19 protein-coding genes are annotated in these 17,518 nt (G+C 70.2%); 15 read left to right on the forward strand and 4 right to left on the reverse strand.

Features of this window, described 5'->3' with window-relative positions:
* Positions 1-3 precede the first annotated feature (3 nt).
* A complete protein-coding gene (locus IEY79_RS18640; protein WP_189108647.1) occupies positions 4-789 on the reverse strand; it encodes an ABC transporter permease in 786 nt (261 codons plus the stop codon).
* On the reverse strand, positions 786-1,721 hold the full coding sequence (locus IEY79_RS18645) for an ABC transporter ATP-binding protein (protein WP_189108648.1): 936 nt from the start codon (positions 1,719-1,721) through the stop codon (positions 786-788). The genes IEY79_RS18640 and IEY79_RS18645 overlap by 4 nt, the downstream gene beginning before the upstream one ends.
* 167 nt (positions 1,722-1,888) lie before the next feature.
* Between IEY79_RS18645 and IEY79_RS18650 the strand changes: the two genes are divergently transcribed.
* The 14 genes from IEY79_RS18650 (at position 1,889) to IEY79_RS18715 (ending at position 12,855) form a co-directional block, all read left to right on the forward strand.
* A complete protein-coding gene (locus IEY79_RS18650) occupies positions 1,889-2,701 on the forward strand; it encodes a helix-turn-helix transcriptional regulator (RefSeq protein WP_189108649.1) in 813 nt (270 codons plus the stop codon).
* Positions 2,698-4,119: a Fe-S cluster assembly protein SufB gene (sufB, locus tag IEY79_RS18655; RefSeq protein ID WP_189108650.1), complete on the forward strand. Its 1,422-nt coding sequence runs from the start codon at positions 2,698-2,700 to the stop codon at positions 4,117-4,119. Before IEY79_RS18650 ends, sufB begins: the two co-directional genes overlap by 4 nt.
* 69 nt (positions 4,120-4,188) lie before the next feature.
* Entirely contained in the window at positions 4,189-5,367 is a 1,179-nt protein-coding gene (gene sufD / locus IEY79_RS18660) for a Fe-S cluster assembly protein SufD (protein ID WP_189108651.1), read from the forward strand.
* Complete coding sequence (locus IEY79_RS18665) at positions 5,367-5,684, forward strand: bifunctional 3-phenylpropionate/cinnamic acid dioxygenase ferredoxin subunit (RefSeq protein WP_023542533.1); 318 nt, start codon at positions 5,367-5,369, stop codon at positions 5,682-5,684. Before sufD ends, IEY79_RS18665 begins: the two co-directional genes overlap by 1 nt.
* 7 nt (positions 5,685-5,691) lie before the next feature.
* Complete coding sequence (gene sufC / locus IEY79_RS18670; protein WP_189108652.1) at positions 5,692-6,456, forward strand: Fe-S cluster assembly ATPase SufC; 765 nt, start codon at positions 5,692-5,694, stop codon at positions 6,454-6,456.
* A complete protein-coding gene (locus IEY79_RS18675; protein ID WP_373292575.1) occupies positions 6,453-7,727 on the forward strand; it encodes a cysteine desulfurase in 1,275 nt (424 codons plus the stop codon). The genes sufC and IEY79_RS18675 overlap by 4 nt, the downstream gene beginning before the upstream one ends.
* Positions 7,728-7,738: 11 nt before the next feature.
* Positions 7,739-8,203: a Fe-S cluster assembly sulfur transfer protein SufU gene (sufU, locus tag IEY79_RS18680; protein WP_189108653.1), complete on the forward strand. Its 465-nt coding sequence runs from the start codon at positions 7,739-7,741 to the stop codon at positions 8,201-8,203.
* Entirely contained in the window at positions 8,200-8,538 is a 339-nt protein-coding gene (locus tag IEY79_RS18685; RefSeq protein WP_189108654.1) for a metal-sulfur cluster assembly factor, read from the forward strand. The genes sufU and IEY79_RS18685 overlap by 4 nt, the downstream gene beginning before the upstream one ends.
* 180 nt (positions 8,539-8,718) lie before the next feature.
* Positions 8,719-9,045, forward strand: a complete 327-nt coding sequence (locus IEY79_RS18690; RefSeq protein ID WP_308426678.1) for a DMT family transporter — start codon at positions 8,719-8,721, stop codon at positions 9,043-9,045.
* Entirely contained in the window at positions 9,045-9,647 is a 603-nt protein-coding gene (locus IEY79_RS18695) for a TetR/AcrR family transcriptional regulator (RefSeq protein WP_189108655.1), read from the forward strand. Before IEY79_RS18690 ends, IEY79_RS18695 begins: the two co-directional genes overlap by 1 nt.
* A gap of 143 nt (positions 9,648-9,790) precedes the next feature.
* Positions 9,791-10,780: a 2,3,4,5-tetrahydropyridine-2,6-dicarboxylate N-succinyltransferase gene (gene dapD / locus IEY79_RS18700; RefSeq protein ID WP_189108656.1), complete on the forward strand. Its 990-nt coding sequence runs from the start codon at positions 9,791-9,793 to the stop codon at positions 10,778-10,780.
* Between the two features lie 70 nt (positions 10,781-10,850).
* On the forward strand, positions 10,851-11,525 hold the full coding sequence (locus IEY79_RS18705; RefSeq protein WP_189108657.1) for a DUF4232 domain-containing protein: 675 nt from the start codon (positions 10,851-10,853) through the stop codon (positions 11,523-11,525).
* A gap of 13 nt (positions 11,526-11,538) precedes the next feature.
* A complete protein-coding gene (locus IEY79_RS18710) occupies positions 11,539-12,060 on the forward strand; it encodes an SMI1/KNR4 family protein (protein WP_189108658.1) in 522 nt (173 codons plus the stop codon).
* 75 nt (positions 12,061-12,135) lie between these two features.
* Positions 12,136-12,855, forward strand: coding sequence for an antibiotic biosynthesis monooxygenase (locus IEY79_RS18715; RefSeq protein WP_189108659.1), 720 nt, complete (start codon positions 12,136-12,138; stop codon positions 12,853-12,855).
* 129 nt (positions 12,856-12,984) lie between these two features.
* Here the strand turns inward: IEY79_RS18715 and IEY79_RS18720 are convergent, their stop codons facing one another.
* A complete protein-coding gene (locus IEY79_RS18720; RefSeq protein WP_189108660.1) occupies positions 12,985-14,811 on the reverse strand; it encodes a DUF8508 domain-containing protein in 1,827 nt (608 codons plus the stop codon).
* Positions 14,812-15,020: 209 nt separating this feature from the next.
* Here IEY79_RS18720 and IEY79_RS18725 point away from each other — a divergent pair, with 209 nt between their 5' ends.
* A complete protein-coding gene (locus IEY79_RS18725) occupies positions 15,021-16,559 on the forward strand; it encodes a hypothetical protein (RefSeq protein WP_189108661.1) in 1,539 nt (512 codons plus the stop codon).
* Between the two features lie 190 nt (positions 16,560-16,749).
* Here IEY79_RS18725 and IEY79_RS18730 read toward each other — a convergent pair whose 3' ends face one another.
* The gene (locus IEY79_RS18730; RefSeq protein WP_189108662.1) at positions 16,750-17,517 is read right to left on the reverse strand and encodes an SDR family NAD(P)-dependent oxidoreductase; all 768 of its coding nucleotides are present in this window, start codon (positions 17,515-17,517) and stop codon (positions 16,750-16,752) included.
* Position 17,518: the final 1 nt, after the last annotated feature.

Below are 17,518 nucleotides of genomic sequence, written 5' to 3' on the forward strand. Positions count from 1 at the left end.
CGGCTACTCCCAGCGGAAGAGACGGGCCGCGGCGCCGAGCCCGAGCACCGCCCAGACGGCCAGTACCCCGAGGTCGTCCCAGGGCATCCCCGCACCGTGCCGGAGCACCTCACGCAGCCCCTCGGAGAGGGCCGAGATCGGCAGCAGACCGAGCAGCGTCTGTGCCACGTCCGGGAATTTCTCCAGCGGAACGATCACGCCGCCGCCCACCAGCAGCAGTACGAACACCAGATTCGCCGCGGCCAGCGTCGCCTCGGCCTTGAGCGTGCCCGCCATCAGCAGCCCGAGCCCGGAGAAGGCGGCCGTCCCGAGGACGAGCAGCAGCAGCACGGCGAGGGGGTTGCCCTCCGGCGACCAGCCGAGCGCGAGGGCGATGACGGTCAGCAGCACGATCTGGAGCGCTTCGGTGACCAGGACGGAGAGCGTCTTGGCGGTCATCAGGGCCCAGCGCGGCAGGGGCGAGGCGCCGAGCCGCTTCAGTACCCCGTAACGCCGTTCGAAGCCCGTCGCGATGGCCTGTCCGGTGAAGGCCGTCGACATCACCGCCAGCGCGAGGACACCGGGTGCCAGGAAGTCGACCGACGCGCCCGAGCCCGTGTCGATGATGTCGACCGTCGAGAACAGCACCAGCAGCAGACTCGGGATGATCACGGTCAGCAGCAGCTGCTCGCCGTTGCGCAGCAGCATCCGCGTCTCGAAGGCCGTCTGCGCGGCGATCATCCGCGGCAGCGGCGCCGCGCCCGGCGCGGGGGAGTACCGGCCGGCGCCCGTGTCCGTACCCGTGGTCATGGACGCAGCTCCTTGCCGGTCAGTTCGAGGAAGACGTCCTCCAGCGTGTGCCGCTCGACGGAGATCCTCTCCGGCATCACGCCGTGCTGCGCGCACCAGGTCGTCACCGTCGCGAGCAGCTGCGGATCGATCGTGCCGCCGATCCGGTAGGCGCCCGGCACCAGCTCGGCCGCGACCGAGCCGTCGGGCAGCGCCTTGAGCAGCGAGCCGAGGTCGAGCCCGGGGCGGCCGGTGAAGCGAAGCGTGTTCTCGGCGCCGCCCCGGCACAGTTCCTCGACGGTGCCGTGCGCCACGACCTGCCCGGCGTCGACGATGGCGACGTCGTCGGCCAGCTCCTCGGCCTCGTCCATGAAGTGCGTGGTCAGCACCGTCGTCACACCGTCGGCGCGCAGCTCGCGCACCAGGTCCCAGGTGGAGCGCCGGGCCTGCGGGTCGAGCCCCGCGGTCGGCTCGTCCAGGAACACCAGCTCGGGCCGGCCGACGACCGCCATGGCGAGCGAGAGCCGCTGCTGCTGGCCTCCGGAGAGCCGCCGGTAGGCCGTACGGCCGCAGCCGCCGAGCCCGAGACGCTCGATCAGCTCAGTGACGTCCAGCGGGTTCGCGTGCAGTGCGGCCATGTGGCGCAGCATCTCCTCCGCGCGGGCGCCGGAGTACACGCCGCCGGACTGGAGCATCACGCCTGTACGGGGGCGCAGCCGCGCCGCGTCCTTCACCGGATCGAGGCCGAGGACACGTACGGTTCCCGCGTCCGGCCGGCGATAGCCCTCGCAGGTCTCGATCGTGGTGGTCTTGCCGGCTCCGTTGGGCCCGAGGACCGCCGACACCGTGCCCGCCCGGACCGTCAGATCCAGGCCGTTCACCGCGGTTCTGGCCCCGTACCGCTTGACCAGGCCCCGGACCTGGACCACCGGCTCTCCGACGACGCTGCGCATGCCGTGAGTCTAGGCAGCGGCCCGCCGGGCCCCGGGTCCGGGGGCGGGCGAACTCCGACCGGCGCATCGGCCCCGGAATTATTAGGTGACCCTAAGTGACGCAGGGCACCACTCGTCGTACCGGGCGGCTGTTGTCACTGTCGAGGGAATTACGCAACAATGGCGTTGTGAAATACGTTGGCGAGGCTCCTCAGGAGGAACTCGCGACCGGTGAGCGTTCCACACGCAACCGGGTCGCGCGCTCCATCCTGGACCACGGCCCCTCCACCGTCTCCGACCTCGCGGGGCGCCTGAAGCTCACCCAGGCCGCCGTCCGCCGCCATCTCGACGCGCTCGTCGCCGACGACGTCGTGGAGCCGCGCGACCAGCGGGTCTACGGCTCACGCGGGCGTGGCAGGCCCGCCAAGGTGTTCGCCCTCACCGACTGCGGCAGGGACGCCTTCGACCAGTCGTACGACAAGCTCGCCGCCGACGCCATCGAGTGGATCGCCCGTGGCGCGGGCGGCGGCGCCAAGGGTGACGCGGCCGTCGCCGCGTTCGCGCGCGACCGGATCGCCACCCAGGCTGGGAGCTACCGGGAAGCCGTCGAGGCGGCTCCGCCAGAGAAGCGGACCGAGGCGCTCGCCAAGGCGCTGAGCACCGACGGGTACGCTGCTACGGCTCGTAGCGCACCGAACCAGCAGGGCGAGCAGCTCTGCCAGCACCACTGCCCGGTGGCCCACGTGGCCGAGAAGTATCCACAGTTGTGCGAGGCGGAGACGGAATTCTTCTCCGAACTGCTCGGGACCCATGTGCAGCGGCTGGCGACCATCGCCCACGGCGACGGGGTGTGCACGACGTTCATCCCCCACGCCGCCGGGCACGGCGCGCCACCCGGTCCCCCCGGGACCGGCGGCACCCCACAGACCGATCCACCGAAGATCAGCCAGCAGACCGATCACCACGCATCCGAAAGCACGGCCGGGAGGAACCCCGCATGACGCTCCCCACGGAGACCGCCCATCCTGAGCTCGAAGGACTGGGCAAGTACGAATACGGCTGGGCCGACTCCGACAAGGCCGGTGCCGCCGCCAAGCGCGGTCTCTCCGAAGATGTCGTCCGCGACATCTCCTCGAAGAAGAACGAGCCGGAGTGGATGCTGAAGCTCCGTCTCAAGGGACTGAAGCTGTTCGGCAAGAAGCCCATGCCGAGTTGGGGCTCCGACCTGTCGGGCATCGACTTCGACAACATCAAGTACTTCGTCCGGTCGACGGAGAAGCAGGCGGAGTCCTGGGAGGACCTGCCCGAGGACATCAAGAACACGTACGACAAGCTCGGCATCCCCGAGGCGGAGAAGCAGCGCCTCGTCGCCGGTGTCGCGGCCCAGTACGAGTCCGAGGTCGTCTACCACCAGATCCGTGAGGACCTGGAGGAGCAGGGCGTCATCTTCAAGGACACCGACACCGCCCTCAGGGAGAACCCGGAGCTCTTCCAGGAGTACTTCGGCACGGTGATCCCGGTCGGCGACAACAAGTTCGCCTCGCTGAACTCGGCCGTGTGGTCCGGCGGCTCGTTCATCTACGTGCCGAAGGGTGTGCACGTCGAGATCCCGCTCCAGGCCTACTTCCGTATCAACACGGAGAACATGGGCCAGTTCGAGCGGACGCTGATCATCGTCGACGAGGACGCCTACGTCCACTACGTCGAGGGCTGCACCGCGCCGATCTACTCCTCGGACTCGCTGCACAGCGCCGTGGTCGAGATCATCGTCAAGAAGGGTGGCCGCTGCCGTTACACGACCATCCAGAACTGGTCGAACAACGTCTACAACCTCGTCACCAAGCGTGCCGTGGCCTACGAGGGCGCGACCATGGAATGGGTCGACGGCAACATCGGCTCCAAGGTCACCATGAAGTACCCGGCCGTCTACCTGATGGGCGAGCACGCCAAGGGCGAGACCCTGTCCATCGCCTTCGCGGGCGAGGGCCAGCACCAGGACGCCGGCGCCAAGATGGTCCACATGGCACCGAACACCTCGTCGAACATCGTCTCCAAGTCGGTGGCGCGAGGCGGCGGCCGTACCTCCTACCGAGGTCTCATCGAGATCGGTGAGGGTGCCCCCGGTTCGAAGTCCAACGTGCTCTGTGACGCGCTGCTGGTCGACACCATCTCGCGGTCCGACACCTATCCGTACGTGGACGTCCGCGAGGACGACGTGTCGATGGGCCACGAGGCGACCGTCTCCAAGGTCTCCGAGGACCAGCTCTTCTATCTGATGAGCCGCGGTATGACCGAGTTCGAGGCCATGGCGATGATCGTGCGCGGCTTCGTGGAGCCGATCGCCAAGGAACTGCCCATGGAGTACGCGCTGGAGCTCAACCGGCTGATCGAGCTCCAGATGGAAGGCTCCGTCGGCTGACGCCGCCGCGCGGAAGCCAGCAGCAGCGACCGATTCCCCAAGAGGCAGAGAGAGAGCACGACGACAGCCATGGCTGAGGCTTTGAACATTCCGGTGGGTTCGACCACCGCCGGTTCGATCGCGGTGGCCGCCGAGTCGACCGTCGCCACGCGCATGAGCGCGCCGCCGTCCTACGACGTCGCGGACTTCGCAGTTCCGCACGGCCGCGAGGAGGAGTGGCGGTTCACCCCGCTGGAGCGGCTGCGCGGTCTCCACGATGGTACGGCCGTCGCCGACGGCCTCATCCGTACGGAGGTGTACACCCCCGCGGGTGTCACCCAGGAGACCGTCGGCCGCGACGACCCGCGCGTGGGCAGGGCCGGCGTCCCGGCCGACCGCGTGGCCGCCCAGGCGTACAGCGCGTTCGAGAAGGCGTCGGTCGTCTCCGTTCCCAAGGAGACCGTGCTCACCGAGCCGATCCGGATCAACCTGCACGGCCAGGGCGGCACCGCCTTCGTGCACCAGGTGATCGAGCTGGGCGCCTTCGCCGAGGCGGTCGTGGTCATCGACCACACCGGCGACGCGGTGGTCGCCGCCAACGTCGACTTCCTCGTCGGCGACGGAGCCAAGCTGACCGTCGTGTCCGTGCAGGACTGGGACGCCAAGGCCGTCCATGTCGCCCAGCACAACGCGCTGGTGGGCAGGGACGCCTCGTTCAAGTCGATCGTGGTGACCTTCGGCGGCGACGTCGTACGGCTCCACCCGCGTGTGCAGTACGCGGGCCCCGGCGGCGAGGCCGAGCTCTTCGGTCTCTACTTCACCGACAAGGGCCAGCATCAGGAGCACCGGCTCCTGGTCGACCACAACGCCCCGCACTGCAAGTCCAACGCCGTCTACAAGGGCGCGCTCCAGGGCGACGACGCGCACGCCGTCTGGATCGGCGACGTGCTCATCCGCGCGGTCGCCGAGGGTACGGACACCTACGAGATGAACCGGAACCTGGTCCTCACGGACGGCGCCCGGGTCGACTCCGTTCCGAACCTGGAGATCGAGACCGGCGAGATCGCCGGCGCCGGTCACGCCTCGGCCACCGGACGGTTCGACGACGAGCAGCTCTTCTACCTGATGTCGCGCGGCATCCCGCAGGTCGACGCCCGCCGCCTCGTCATCCGCGGTTTCTTCGCCGAGCTGGTCCAGCAGATCGAACTGCCGGACGTCGAAGAGCGCCTGCTCACCAAGATCGAGGCGGAGCTGGAGGCATCGATCTGATGGCCTTCGTCCGTGTCTGTGGACTGACCGAGCTGGAGGACGGCACCCCCAAGCGGGTCGAACTCGACGGCATACCGGTCTCCGTCGTCCGTACCGAGGGCGAGGTGTTCGCGATCAACGACATCTGCTCGCACGCGAACGTCTCCCTCTCGGAGGGCGAGGTCGAGGACTGCTCGATCGAGTGCTGGCTGCACGGCTCCAGCTTCGACCTGCGTACGGGCAAGCCGAACGGCCTTCCCGCGACGCGCCCCGTTCCCGTATACCCCGTACAGATCCAAGGGGACGATGTGCTCGTCTCCGTCACCCAGGAGTCCTGAGTCACCCATGGCAACCCTTGAAATCAACGACCTGCACGTCACTGTCGACGCGGAGGGCGGTGCCCGCGAGATCCTCAAGGGCGTCGACCTGACCGTCAAGCAGGGCGAGACGCACGCCATCATGGGCCCCAACGGCTCGGGCAAGTCGACCCTCGCGTACTCCATCGCCGGCCACCCCAAGTACACGATCACCGGTGGCACCGTGACGCTGGACGGCGAGGACGTCCTGGAGATGACGGTCGACGAGCGCGCCCGCGCCGGGCTCTTCCTCGCGATGCAGTACCCGGTCGAGGTCCCCGGCGTCTCCGTCTCCAACTTCCTGCGCACCTCCGCCACCGCCATGCGCGGTGAGGCACCCAAGCTGCGTACCTGGGTGAAGGAGGTCAAGACCGCGATGGAACAGCTCCAGATGGACCCGGCGTTCGCCGAGCGCAACGTCAACGAAGGCTTCTCCGGCGGTGAGAAGAAGCGCCACGAGATCCTTCAGCTCGAACTGCTCAAGCCCAAGGTCGCGATCCTCGACGAGACGGACTCCGGTCTGGACGTCGACGCGCTGCGGGTGGTCTCCGAGGGCGTCAACCGCGTCCGGGAGAGCGGAGAGGTCGGCACGCTGCTGATCACGCACTACACGCGGATCCTCCGCTACATCAAGCCCGACTTCGTGCATGTCTTCGCACAGGGCCGTATCGCCGAGTCCGGCGGCGCGGAACTGGCCGACAAGCTGGAGAACGAGGGCTATGAGGCGTACGTGAAGGGTGGCGTATCCGCGTGACACAGCCGTCAGGCCTCCTCACCGGGTCGGACCGACTGCTCGACGAAGCGGTCCGTAAGGACTTCCCCCTGCTGGACCGGCTGGTCCACGACGGGAAGAAGATCGTGTATCTGGACAACGCGGCGACGTCCCAGAAACCGCGCCAGGTGCTCGATGCCCTCAACGAGTACTACGAGCGGCACAACGCCAACGTGCACCGCGGCGTCCATGTGCTCGCCGAGGAGGCCACGGCCCTGTACGAGGGCGCCCGCGACAAGGTCGCCGCCTTCATCAACGCGCCGAGCCGCGACGAGGTGATCTTCACCAAGAACGCCTCCGAGTCGCTCAACCTCGTGGCGAACATGCTGGGCTGGGCCGACGAGCCCTACCGCGTGGACCACGAGACCGAGATCGTCATCACGGAGATGGAGCACCACTCCAACATCGTGCCGTGGCAGCTGCTCTCGCAGCGCACCGGAGCGAAGCTGAAGTGGTTCGGTCTCACCGACGACGGCCGGCTCGACCTGTCGAACATCAACGAGATCATCACCGAGAAGACGAAGATCGTCTCCTTCGTGCTGATCTCGAACATCCTGGGCACGGTGAACCCCGTCGAGGCGATCGTCCGCCGCGCCCAGGAGGTCGGCGCGCTGGTGCTGATCGACGCCTCGCAGGCGGCCCCGCACGTCGCGGTCGACGTGCAGGCGCTGCAGGCCGACTTCGTGGCATTCACCGGCCACAAGATGTGCGGCCCGACCGGCATCGGTGTGCTGTGGGGCCGCCAGGAGCTGCTGGAGGACCTTCCGCCGTTCCTCGGCGGCGGCGAGATGATCGAGACCGTGTCGATGCACTCGTCGACGTACGCCCCGGCCCCGCACAAGTTCGAGGCGGGCACGCCCCCGATCGCCCAGGCCGTCGGCCTCGGCGCGGCCGTGGACTATCTGAGCGCGATCGGCATGGACAAGATCGCCGCCCACGAGCACGCCATCACCGAGTACGCGGTGAAGCGGCTGCTCGAAGTCCCCTCCTTGCGGATCATCGGCCCGTCCACGGCCGAGGAGCGCGGCGCCACGATCTCCTTCACACTCGGAGACATCCACCCCCACGACGTGGGCCAGGTGCTCGACGAGCAGGGAATCGCGGTCCGGGTCGGTCACCACTGCGCACGGCCGGTCTGTCTGCGGTACGGAATTCCGGCGACCACACGGGCGTCTTTCTATCTGTACTCCACGCAGTCCGAGGTCGATGTCCTGGTCGACGGACTGGAGCACGTCCGTAATTTCTTCGGATGAGGGATTGACCGGTGAAGCTGGATTCCATGTACCAGGAAGTCATCCTGGACCACTACAAGCACCCCCACGGGCGCGGTCTTCGGGACGGCGACGCGGAGGTGCACCACGTCAATCCGACGTGCGGTGACGAGATCACGCTCCGCGTGAAGTACGACGGCTCGCGCATCGAGGACGTGTCGTACGAGGGCCAGGGCTGCTCCATCAGCCAGGCCAGCGCGTCCGTCCTGAACGAGCTGCTGGTCGGCAGGGAACTGGACGACGCGCGGAAGATCCAGAGCGCGTTCCTGGAGCTGATGCAGTCCAAGGGTCAGCTCGAACCCGACGACGCCATGGAGGAGGTGCTGGAGGACGCCGTGGCGTTCGCCGGTGTCTCCAAGTACCCCGCCCGTGTGAAGTGCGCGCTGTTGAGCTGGATGGCGTGGAAGGACGCGACGGCCCAGGCACTGGGTGACCCCGCGCATAAGGAGACGGCATGAGCGAGAACGAGACCGTGATGATGAAGCCGGCCTCCGAGGAGGAGGTCCGCGAGGCGCTCTACGACGTCGTCGACCCCGAGCTGGGGATCGACGTCGTCAATCTGGGCCTCATCTACGGCGTCCACATCGACGAGTCGAATGTCGCCACCCTCGACATGACGCTGACGTCGGCGGCCTGTCCGCTGACGGACGTGATCGAGGACCAGGCGAAGTCGGCGACCGAGGGCATCGTCAGCGAGCTGAAGATCAACTGGGTCTGGATGCCGCCGTGGGGTCCCGACAAGATCACGGACGACGGGCGCGAGCAGCTGCGCGCGCTGGGCTTCAACGTCTGACATCACCAGGACGGGTACGACTCGGGCACGGGCCCGGGTGAGCGGGCTCCGCGGTCTCAGTGACCGTGGGGCCCGCTCGGCCGTGTGGGGTCAAGGGGCGCCGGGCGGTGTCGGCGGCGCGGCCGGGGATCCGTCCGTCTTGTGTACGGGGGTACGCATCCCATGCGTACACTCGTACACATGGGATTGGGATACGGATTGCTCGCCGTCGCGATCGTGGCGGAGGTGGCCGGCACCACGGCGATGAAGTACAGCGACGGCTTCACCCGGCTCTGGCCCTCGCTGGGGGCCGTGGTCGGTTACGTGCTGGCGTTCGCCCTGCTCGCGCAGACGCTGAAGACCCTCTCCATCGGCACCGCGTACGCGATCTGGGCCGGTGTGGGGACCGCCGCCGTCGCCGCCATCGGCATGGTCTTCCTGAGCGAGGCGGCCACCCCGGCCAAGCTCGCCGGCATCGTGCTCGTCATCGCCGGTGTCGTCCTCCTCAACGTGGGCGGAGCCCACTGATGGCCCGGCGTTACGACCCCGAGCGGCGCCAGCGCATCATCGACGCCGCGATCCGGGTGGCCGGGCGCACCGGGATCGCCGGGCTGAGCCACCGCACCGTCGCCGCCGAGGCCGATGTGCCGCTCGGCTCCACGACGTACCACTTCGCCTCCCTGGACGAGCTGTTGGTCGCCGCGCTGCGACAGGCCAACGAGGGCTTCGCCGCCGTCGTCAGGGAGAGCGGCGCCCTCGCCGACCCGGAGTGCGACATCGCGGACGAGCTGGCCCGGATCACCGGGCGGTGGCTGGCGGCGGACCCCGCCGGAGTGGAGCTGGAGTACGAGCTGTACCTCGCCGCCCTGCGCCGCCCGGCGCTGCGGCCGGTGGCCGCCGAGTGGTGCGACGGCATCACGGAGATCCTGGCCGACCGGGTCGACCCCGTCACCGCCCGCGCGCTGGTCGCGCTCCTCGACGGCATCTGCCTGCAAGTACTGCTCACCGGACGGCGGTACGACGCCGGATACACGCGCGAGATGCTCGGCCGGATCCTCGCCGGGGCGTCGGCGGCCGGTGGCAGAGCCGCGCCCGAGCACGGCGCGCTCCCGGTGGATTGGACCGGATGACCACTCCGTCCGCCAGGTCCCCGCTCGGGCGCCGGGCGGGCCCACCAGCCCGGCCCTCGTCCGAGCTTCCTCCGGACGGGCCCCGGCGCCCGTACGCCGAGACCGGTTGGCCTCCGCGTACGGGCGCCCGTTAGGTTTCGCTCATGACCGACACGACTGCTACTCGCACCACCGGCGCCGTCGCCGCCGGGCTCGCCACTCTTACCGAGGACGGGACCGTTCTCGACACCTGGTACCCCGCACCCGTGCTCAGCGACGAGCCGGGCCCCGCCGGGACCGAGCGGCTGACCGCCGACGTCGCGGCCGAACTGCTCGGCGACGCCGCCCGCAAGGCCGTCGGGCCCGACGCGCGCCGCGGGGTCGAGGTCGTCGCCGTCCGTACGGTCATCGCCTCGGTCGACGACAAGCCCCTGGACGCGCACGACGTCTATCTGCGTCTGCACCTGCTCAGCCACCGCCTGGTCAAGCCGCACGGCCAGAGCCTCGACGGCATCTTCGGTCTGCTCGCCAACGTCGCCTGGACCTCGCTCGGTCCGGTGGCCGTCGACGCGCTGGAGACGGTGCGTCTGAACGCCCGCGCGGAGGGCCTGCACCTCCAGGTCGGCTCGGTCGACAAGTTCCCTCGTATGACGGACTACGTCGCCCCCAAGGGCGTGCGCATCGGCGACGCCGACCGCGTCCGTCTCGGCGCGCACCTCGCCGAGGGCACCACCGTGATGCACGAGGGCTTCGTCAACTTCAACGCGGGCACCCTCGGCGTCTCCATGGTCGAGGGCCGGATCTCCGCCGGCGTCGTCGTCGGCGACGGCTCGGACATCGGCGGCGGGGCCTCCACCATGGGCACCCTCTCCGGCGGTGGCACGGAGCGCATCGTGATCGGCGAGCGCTGCCTGATCGGCGCCGAGGCGGGCGTCGGTATCCCGCTCGGCGACGAGTGCGTCGTCGAGGCGGGCCTCTACCTCACGGCAGGTACGCGTGTGACGCTGCCGGACGGAGAGATCGTCAAGGCGCGTGCGCTGTCCGGCGCCTCCAACATCCTCTTCCGTCGCAACTCGGTCACCGGCAAGGTCGAGGCCCGCCCGAACAACGCGGTCTGGGGCGGCCTGAACGACGTTCTGCACAGCCACAACTGACGGAGCGCCCGGGCGCGTGCGACAGTCGCGTACGCGCCCGGGTGCGCACACCACGGGGGACGGGGAACCGATGACGAGGCGACACCGCCCGGCCGCGCTGCTGGCCGGGGCGTTCGTCCTGCTGCTGACGGCGGGCTGTTCGGACGTGATGAGCGAGATCGAGGCGGAGAAGGGCGGTGGCCCCGCCCCCTCCGCACCGAGCGGGCCCCCGCCGCCGTCCGTCGCCCCACCACCCTCCGTCGAGCCCTTCCCGTCACTGGCCGAGCCCGCGCCGGCGTCCCCGTCCGCGAAAGTGAACGCGCCCGGATGCCCGCCGTCGGGCCTCGACGTCGTGATCGGTGGCGAGGACGCCGCGATGGGCCATCGCGTGGTCACCGTCCAGCTCTGGAACTGCGGCGACGAGCCCTACCGCGTCAAGGGCCACCCGGGTATCGAACTCCTCGACGAGTCCCGCGAGCCGGTCGAGGTCAAGGTCACTCATGAGAGTGATTACACCTACACCGGCAGACGTGACGACCGCCCCCGGCAGCTGACCCTGGCGCCGGGCGGCCTCGCGAGCGCGGTGCTGCACTGGAACAACCGCGTCACCTCTCTGGACGGCGCCCCCACCCCCGGCGCCCACATCCTCGTCACGCCCGCCCCCGGCGAGGAGCCCGTCTCCCTGCCGCTCTCCATCGATCTCGGCACGGACGGCACCCTGGACGTGACCTCGTGGGCGGCGGTCGATCCTGTCAGTGGTCGGTGATCCAATGGGACGTATGGACACCGAACGTGCCGATCCCTCCGACCTCGACGCCCTGCGCGCCGCCTTCCCGCCCGAGCTCCGCAGACCCCCGCTGGGCTGGGACGCCGTCCACGCCTTCGAGCGGGAGCAGGGCATCGTGCTCCCGGAGCCGTACCGCACGCTCGTCGCCGAGATATGCGACGGCAGCGGTGAGGGTCCCGCCGATGTCGACGGGCTGATACCGCTGAAGTGCCTCCCCGCGGACTGGGGTTCGGGCGGCGCGCAGCGCGCGCCCGCCAAGGCTTTCCCCCTCACCGAGGCATGGGTGTGGGAGGACGACCCCCGGCCGTACGAGGAGATAGAGCCGCTGATCGACGAAGTCAGCAACGACGGCAGCATCGTGCTGGGCACGGACGGCTGCGGCCTGTACTGGCACCTCGTCGTCACCGGCGCGCAGCGCGGCCGAATATGGGCCGTCAGCGACGTGGGCGCCGCGCCTTTCGGTAAGGAGCCCGGCTTCGCCGAGTGGGTGGCGCACTGGGCGGAGTCCTTCTGACCCCAAGACCGTTTCACAGGTGAGCAGCATGACCGTCGCCGCACCACGGGCATGCGGCGACGAACAAGGAGCATCATGTCCGTGCGGATCACCACTCTTCCCGAGATCACCCGCCCCGGTGTGGGGGTGGTCAAGGTCGGTACCTGGCTGGTGGACAAGCCCGAACGGCAGCGGGCGACGGTGAGTGCGATCAGCGAGGTGGGGCCGAGCCAGGAGTGGCCCGACCCCCGTCTTCTGTCGTGGAGCCTCATGGTCGGCGAGGACGGCCGGAGCCTGCTGCACTACTCGCAGTGGCGCGACGAGGCGGGGTATCAGGACTTCTTCCGTACCGGGCGGGACGCCTACGAGGCGGAGATCGACGCGGCCGTGCCGGAGATCGAGAGGGCCGGGCCCGGTTCGTACGAGCTGTACCGGAGCGAGACGGCGGCCGAGGGCGACACGCGCGAGCCCGGCTGCGTGGTGATCGTGGACATCGAGTTCGAGGGACCCGACCGCGGGCGCCAGCGGGAGTGGACGGACACCGTCGTCGCGGCCCTCGCCAACGACGTGCACATGGGGCCGGCCGCGATCGCCGCCCACTTCCATGTGAGCACGGACGGCACGCGGGTGCTCAACTACGCCGAGTGGGAGAACGCGGAGGGCCATATCGCCGCGCTCAACTCGCCCGGCGAGGGCATCGGTTCGAGCACTGAGCTGTGGGAGAGGGTGCGGAACTTCCCGGGCCGCGTGAGCAGCACGGTCAACAGGTACACACCCGCGATCAGCCTCAGCCCCGGCCCGGTCGACCGGCTCTGAGGCCGGCTCCCGTCGTCCGGATCGGACCCGGGCTCCCGCACCGGCCGTCCGGCGCGGGCCGGGGAAGCGGTGGTCCGGCCGTATGTGGGGTACGGCCGGACCACCGCCGTTCAGGGAGCGACGGGCCGGTCAGGGGCGGAAGCGCAGCACCTGCGGGTCGTGGTCGCTGTTCTGGTCGGCGAACTCGGCGTTGATGTGGACGCTGTCGTAGTCGAAGTCGTCGATCGACGGGCTCGTCAGGATCTGGTCGAGAACCTGGCTGTTGCCCTGGTAGACGTACGAGTAACGCTCCGGCGCCGGCAGGGACTTGACCGCCGGGTACAGCGCGCCGCCGGCGGCGAGCGCCTTCGTCGTGGCGGAGAACTCGAAGTCGTTGATGTCGCCGACCACCAGCACGTCGACGCCACGCTGGATCTTCTGGAGGTCCTTCACGAACGCGTTGACGGACTTCGCCTGGAGGTGCCGCTGCGGCTCGGAGATCCGGTTCGGCGGCTGGTGGTGCGAGACCAGGCTCTCGTCGCCGCCCTTGGAGCCGAAGTGGTTGGCGATCACGATGACGGGCTTGCCGCGGAAGGTGAACTCACCGGCCAGCGGCTTGCGGCTGTTCTCCCAGGCCGCGTCGGCCGGGTCGATCCGGCCGGGGGAGAGGCTCAGGGCGGCCTTGCCACCCTTGCGTACGGCCTCGGTCGCCGTCGTCGCGTCGCCGCCCGCGCGGTCGGTGAAGGAGACCCGCTCGGGGTTGAAGAGGAAGACCTGGCGGATGTTGCCGCCGGGCTCGCCGCCGTCGGTCTTGTCCTCGGGGTCGACGGTCCGCGCCTCGTACGCGGGGCCGCCGGCCGCCACGATCGCCGCCGTGAACTTGGCGATCGTCCGGTCCGCGGAGACGGTGCCGTCGTCCGTGGCGCCGTTGTCGTCCTGGATCTCCTCCAGCGCCAGGATGTCCGGCGACGAGAGGTTGCCGACGACGGCGGCGGCCAGCGCGTCGAACTTCTCCTGAGGGTCGGACGGGTCGAGGTTCTCGACGTTGTACGTCGCCACCGCCAGCTCGTCGCGGCGCTGCGCACGCGTCGTCTCGGCTTTCGCACCGTTGCCGGTCACCTTGCCGAGTGTGCGGGCGGTCAGCGTGTAGCCGCCGAACTGGTTGAAGTCCAGGGGGCCTTCGGTGTCGCCCGCCAGCACGTCGCCGACATCGGCCTTCGGGAAGGGCTGCTCGGCGATCGGGGCCAGCTGCTGGATCTGGAGACGGCCGGTGTTCTGGTCCTCGTACGAGCTGTAGAGCGTGCCGCCGCGGCGGGTCTCGTTCTCGCTCGGCTTGACCGTAACCCACAGCTCCGAGTACGGGTCGGTGGCGCCGACCACGCGCGAGGTGCCGACGCGGACGTTCATGCCCTCCAGCGACTCGTAGTAGTCCAGCGCGTAGCTGCGGGGCTTGAGCTCAAGGCCGTTGATGCTGTTGCCCGTCGCCGCGGTGCCCTTCGGCGTGTACGCGGCGGGGACGGTCTTGGCCGAAATGGTCTCCGGCGCGGGCACCTTGTTGCCGGAGGAGACGGCCGTGATCTTCGGCGACGAGATCTGGGTGAGGGACTGGTTCCCGGAGGCGGCGCCCCCGGGGATGTACTCGGTGACCGTGCCGGACACCTTGACCGAGTCGCCCACGGCGACCGTCGGGACCGCGTTGGTGAAGACGAAGATGCCCTCACTGGTCGCGCGGTCCTTGTCGGGGTACGGGTCCTGGAACCAGAAGCCCCGGGAGCCGTAGGTCCGTACGCCGGTGACGATGCCGGGGACGTCCGCCACCGGGGTACCCACGAGCGGCGATATCCGGCCAGGGCCCTGGATGCCGTGGATCCTGATGTCGGCGGCCGACGCCGAGGAGGATCCGGCGAGCAGACCGGCGGCCAGTGCGGCGGCGACAAGGGCCGAAACGGCGGCGGTTCTCGGTACGGAGGAAGGCATTGCGGGACTCCGGAAGTGAGGAAGGAGGAGTGTGGGAGGCGGAGTTGGAGACGTGGTTCTACGCGCGTCACACTCTTGTGTGGGCCCATATGTTGTCAAGGGTGCGCGGGTGTACACGCGTTGTCGGCCAAGTGAACCGGGTGGGATGGGGTGAAATACGTCTACGCTTGGGCGCCCTGGACCCCGTAAGGCGCAAGGAGAATCACCAGATGTCCGGAGACCGCCCCACCCTGCCGCCGGTGCGGCTGCCCTCGGACGCGGAGCTGGCGCGGGACGCGCTCGCCGTACCGCTGCTCACCAGGGCGGTCCGCCTCGCCCGCTGGGCCGGGCCGGAGACGCGCGTCGGGGCGGGCGGTGAGCTCGTCGAGGAGCAACTGCCCGCGGCGGCCGAGGTGCTGGGGCTCGTCGGGACCCAGAGCCCCGAACCGACGGAGAGCGACGAGGCACTGGCGGCGCAGGCCCGCGCGGAGGCGGAGGCCGACGCGAGCGAGGCGTGGCGGGTGGCCGTCGACACCGGGCTGGTCGAGGTCGAGGACCCCGGCCAGGACGAGGAGACGGACGGCGGCGGGGGCGGGGACTCCGGGGCCGGCGGGACCGTGAGCGCCGGGGCCGCGCTCGAACTGATCGCGTCCGGCGGCCCGCAGGACATCCTCTCGCTCTGGCTGGACGCCCTGGACGTCGTCTTCGCCGACGCGACGGCGCCCGTCCTGGAGGATCTGGCGGGCGCCATCGGCGATGACGGCGAGATCGACCTCGACGCGCTGGACTGGGACCCGGAGGTGGAGGCCGAGTTCCTGGAGGGCGTGCTCGGCAACCTCTATCTGCTCACCGTCGGCGAGGGCGGGACCGATCCCGTCCCCGTACCGCTGCCGGTTCTCGCCGCGTCGATGATCGTGCCCGACGACATGGGCGAGCCCACCGACGACGTCCTTGAGCAGGTGTCGGAGGCGATGATGCGGCTGGACGACCAGTTCGCGCTGCTGGAGCCGATCGGGCTCGTCACCTACGTACCGGTGGACGAGGCCCTGATGGTCGAGGACGCCGAAGGCGGCTCCGACGCCGTGCCGTCGGGCGACGACGAGGACGTGTCCCGGTACGGCGTGGTCACGCTGACCCCGCTCGGGCTGCACGGCATCAGGTCCCGGATGCGGGACGCGGGCGTCGACGCGCCCGCCGTCGGCGACCTGGCCGAGAAGGGCGCCGACGCGCTGCTCGACGGCGTCGCGCACTTCCCCGAACCGGCGGCCCGAGCCGAGACCGAACAGTGGCTGGCCCGCCGCGAACCCGCCGGGGCGGCGCGCGAACTCCTCCTCGCCGCCAAGGGAACCGACCCCGGCGCCCCGCTGCGCCGGCTGCACTGCCAGCAGGCGCTCGCGCTCGTGGGCGCCGAGGCGGAGCCCGCGGTGCGCGAGGTCCTGGACGACAGGGAGCTGGGCGGGCTCGCGCGCGTCTGGCTCGCCGAACTGGGGGCCGCCGACGTGCCGCCGCCGCCCGAGTCGATGATCTTCTGGCTGGCGATCGACACGATCGCCGCCCAACTCGACGCGGAGGGCGAGCCGGTGGAGCTCCAGGAGCTGGTGGAGGGCCTGGTCGGCCAGCACAGCGGCTTCTTCGACGCGGCGTGGCGGGTGGACCACCCGGCGACGGCGGACGTGCTGGAGGCGATGGGCCGACTGCACCAGGACCGCAAGGCGGCGAAGGACGCCCGCAAGGCGGCGTTCAAGGCACGGTCGCGCAGCGGGGGCTGACGGCGGGCGGGGTGCCGGGTGCGCGCGGGGTACCGCCCATCGGAGTCACCGGGACCCCGCCGGGGGGTCCGGCAGGTCGCCGAGTCGCTCGCCACCGCCCGCGCCACCTTGTGCGGCGACGCTCGTCCCCAGACCCGGCTGCCGTGCCGGGACCACCTTCGCCGCGCCCGCCGGAGCCGTAACCACCTCCTCAAGTCCGCAGATACGACGCGCCGTTGAGGTCCAGTACGGTTCCCGACGACCATTCCGCCTCGGGCGAGGCCAGCCACAGGACGGCCGCGGCGATCTCCTCCGGGCTCGCCACCCGGCCGAACGGGCTCTGTGCCCGGATCGCCTCGCCCTCCGCCCCCGTCAGCCGGTCGGCGACCCGTTCCGTTTCGAAGAAGCCCGGTGCGACGGAGGCGACGCCGATGCCGTACGGCGCGAGCGACACCGCGAGTGACTGGCCCAGCGCGTGCACCCCCGCCTTCGTGGCGCCGTAGGCGGGATGGTCCGGCTCACCCCGGAAGGCACCGCGGGAACCGATGTTGACGATCCGGCCGCCCGTGCCCCGGTCGATCATGGACCGTGCCGCGCGATGGCTGAGCAGCGCCGTACCGAGCAGGTTCACCGACAGATGGCGCTGCCAACTCGCCGCCCAGTCCTCGTACGAGGTCGTGGGGAGCGGATGACGCTCGTTCACCGCCGCGTTGTTCACGAGCACGTCGATGCCGCCCAGCGCCTCGTGCGCCGCGTCGGCGATCCGCGCGGCGCCCCCGGGGTCCGACAGGTCGCCGCCCAGCAGCGTGTGACCCGTGCCGTCGAGGGAGTCGAGGGTGCGGCGCGCGTCGTCCTCACGGGTGCCGTAGTGGACGGCGACACGGTCGCCGTTGGCGGCGAAGGCGCGGGAGACGGCGCGGCCGAGCCCTCGTGAGGCACCGGTGACCAGGACCCGGCGGCCGGTCTGGGGGAAGTTCATG

Source organism: Streptomyces camponoticapitis, from assembly GCF_014646115.1.
Taxonomy (GTDB): Bacteria; Actinomycetota; Actinomycetes; order Streptomycetales; family Streptomycetaceae; genus Streptomyces; species Streptomyces camponoticapitis.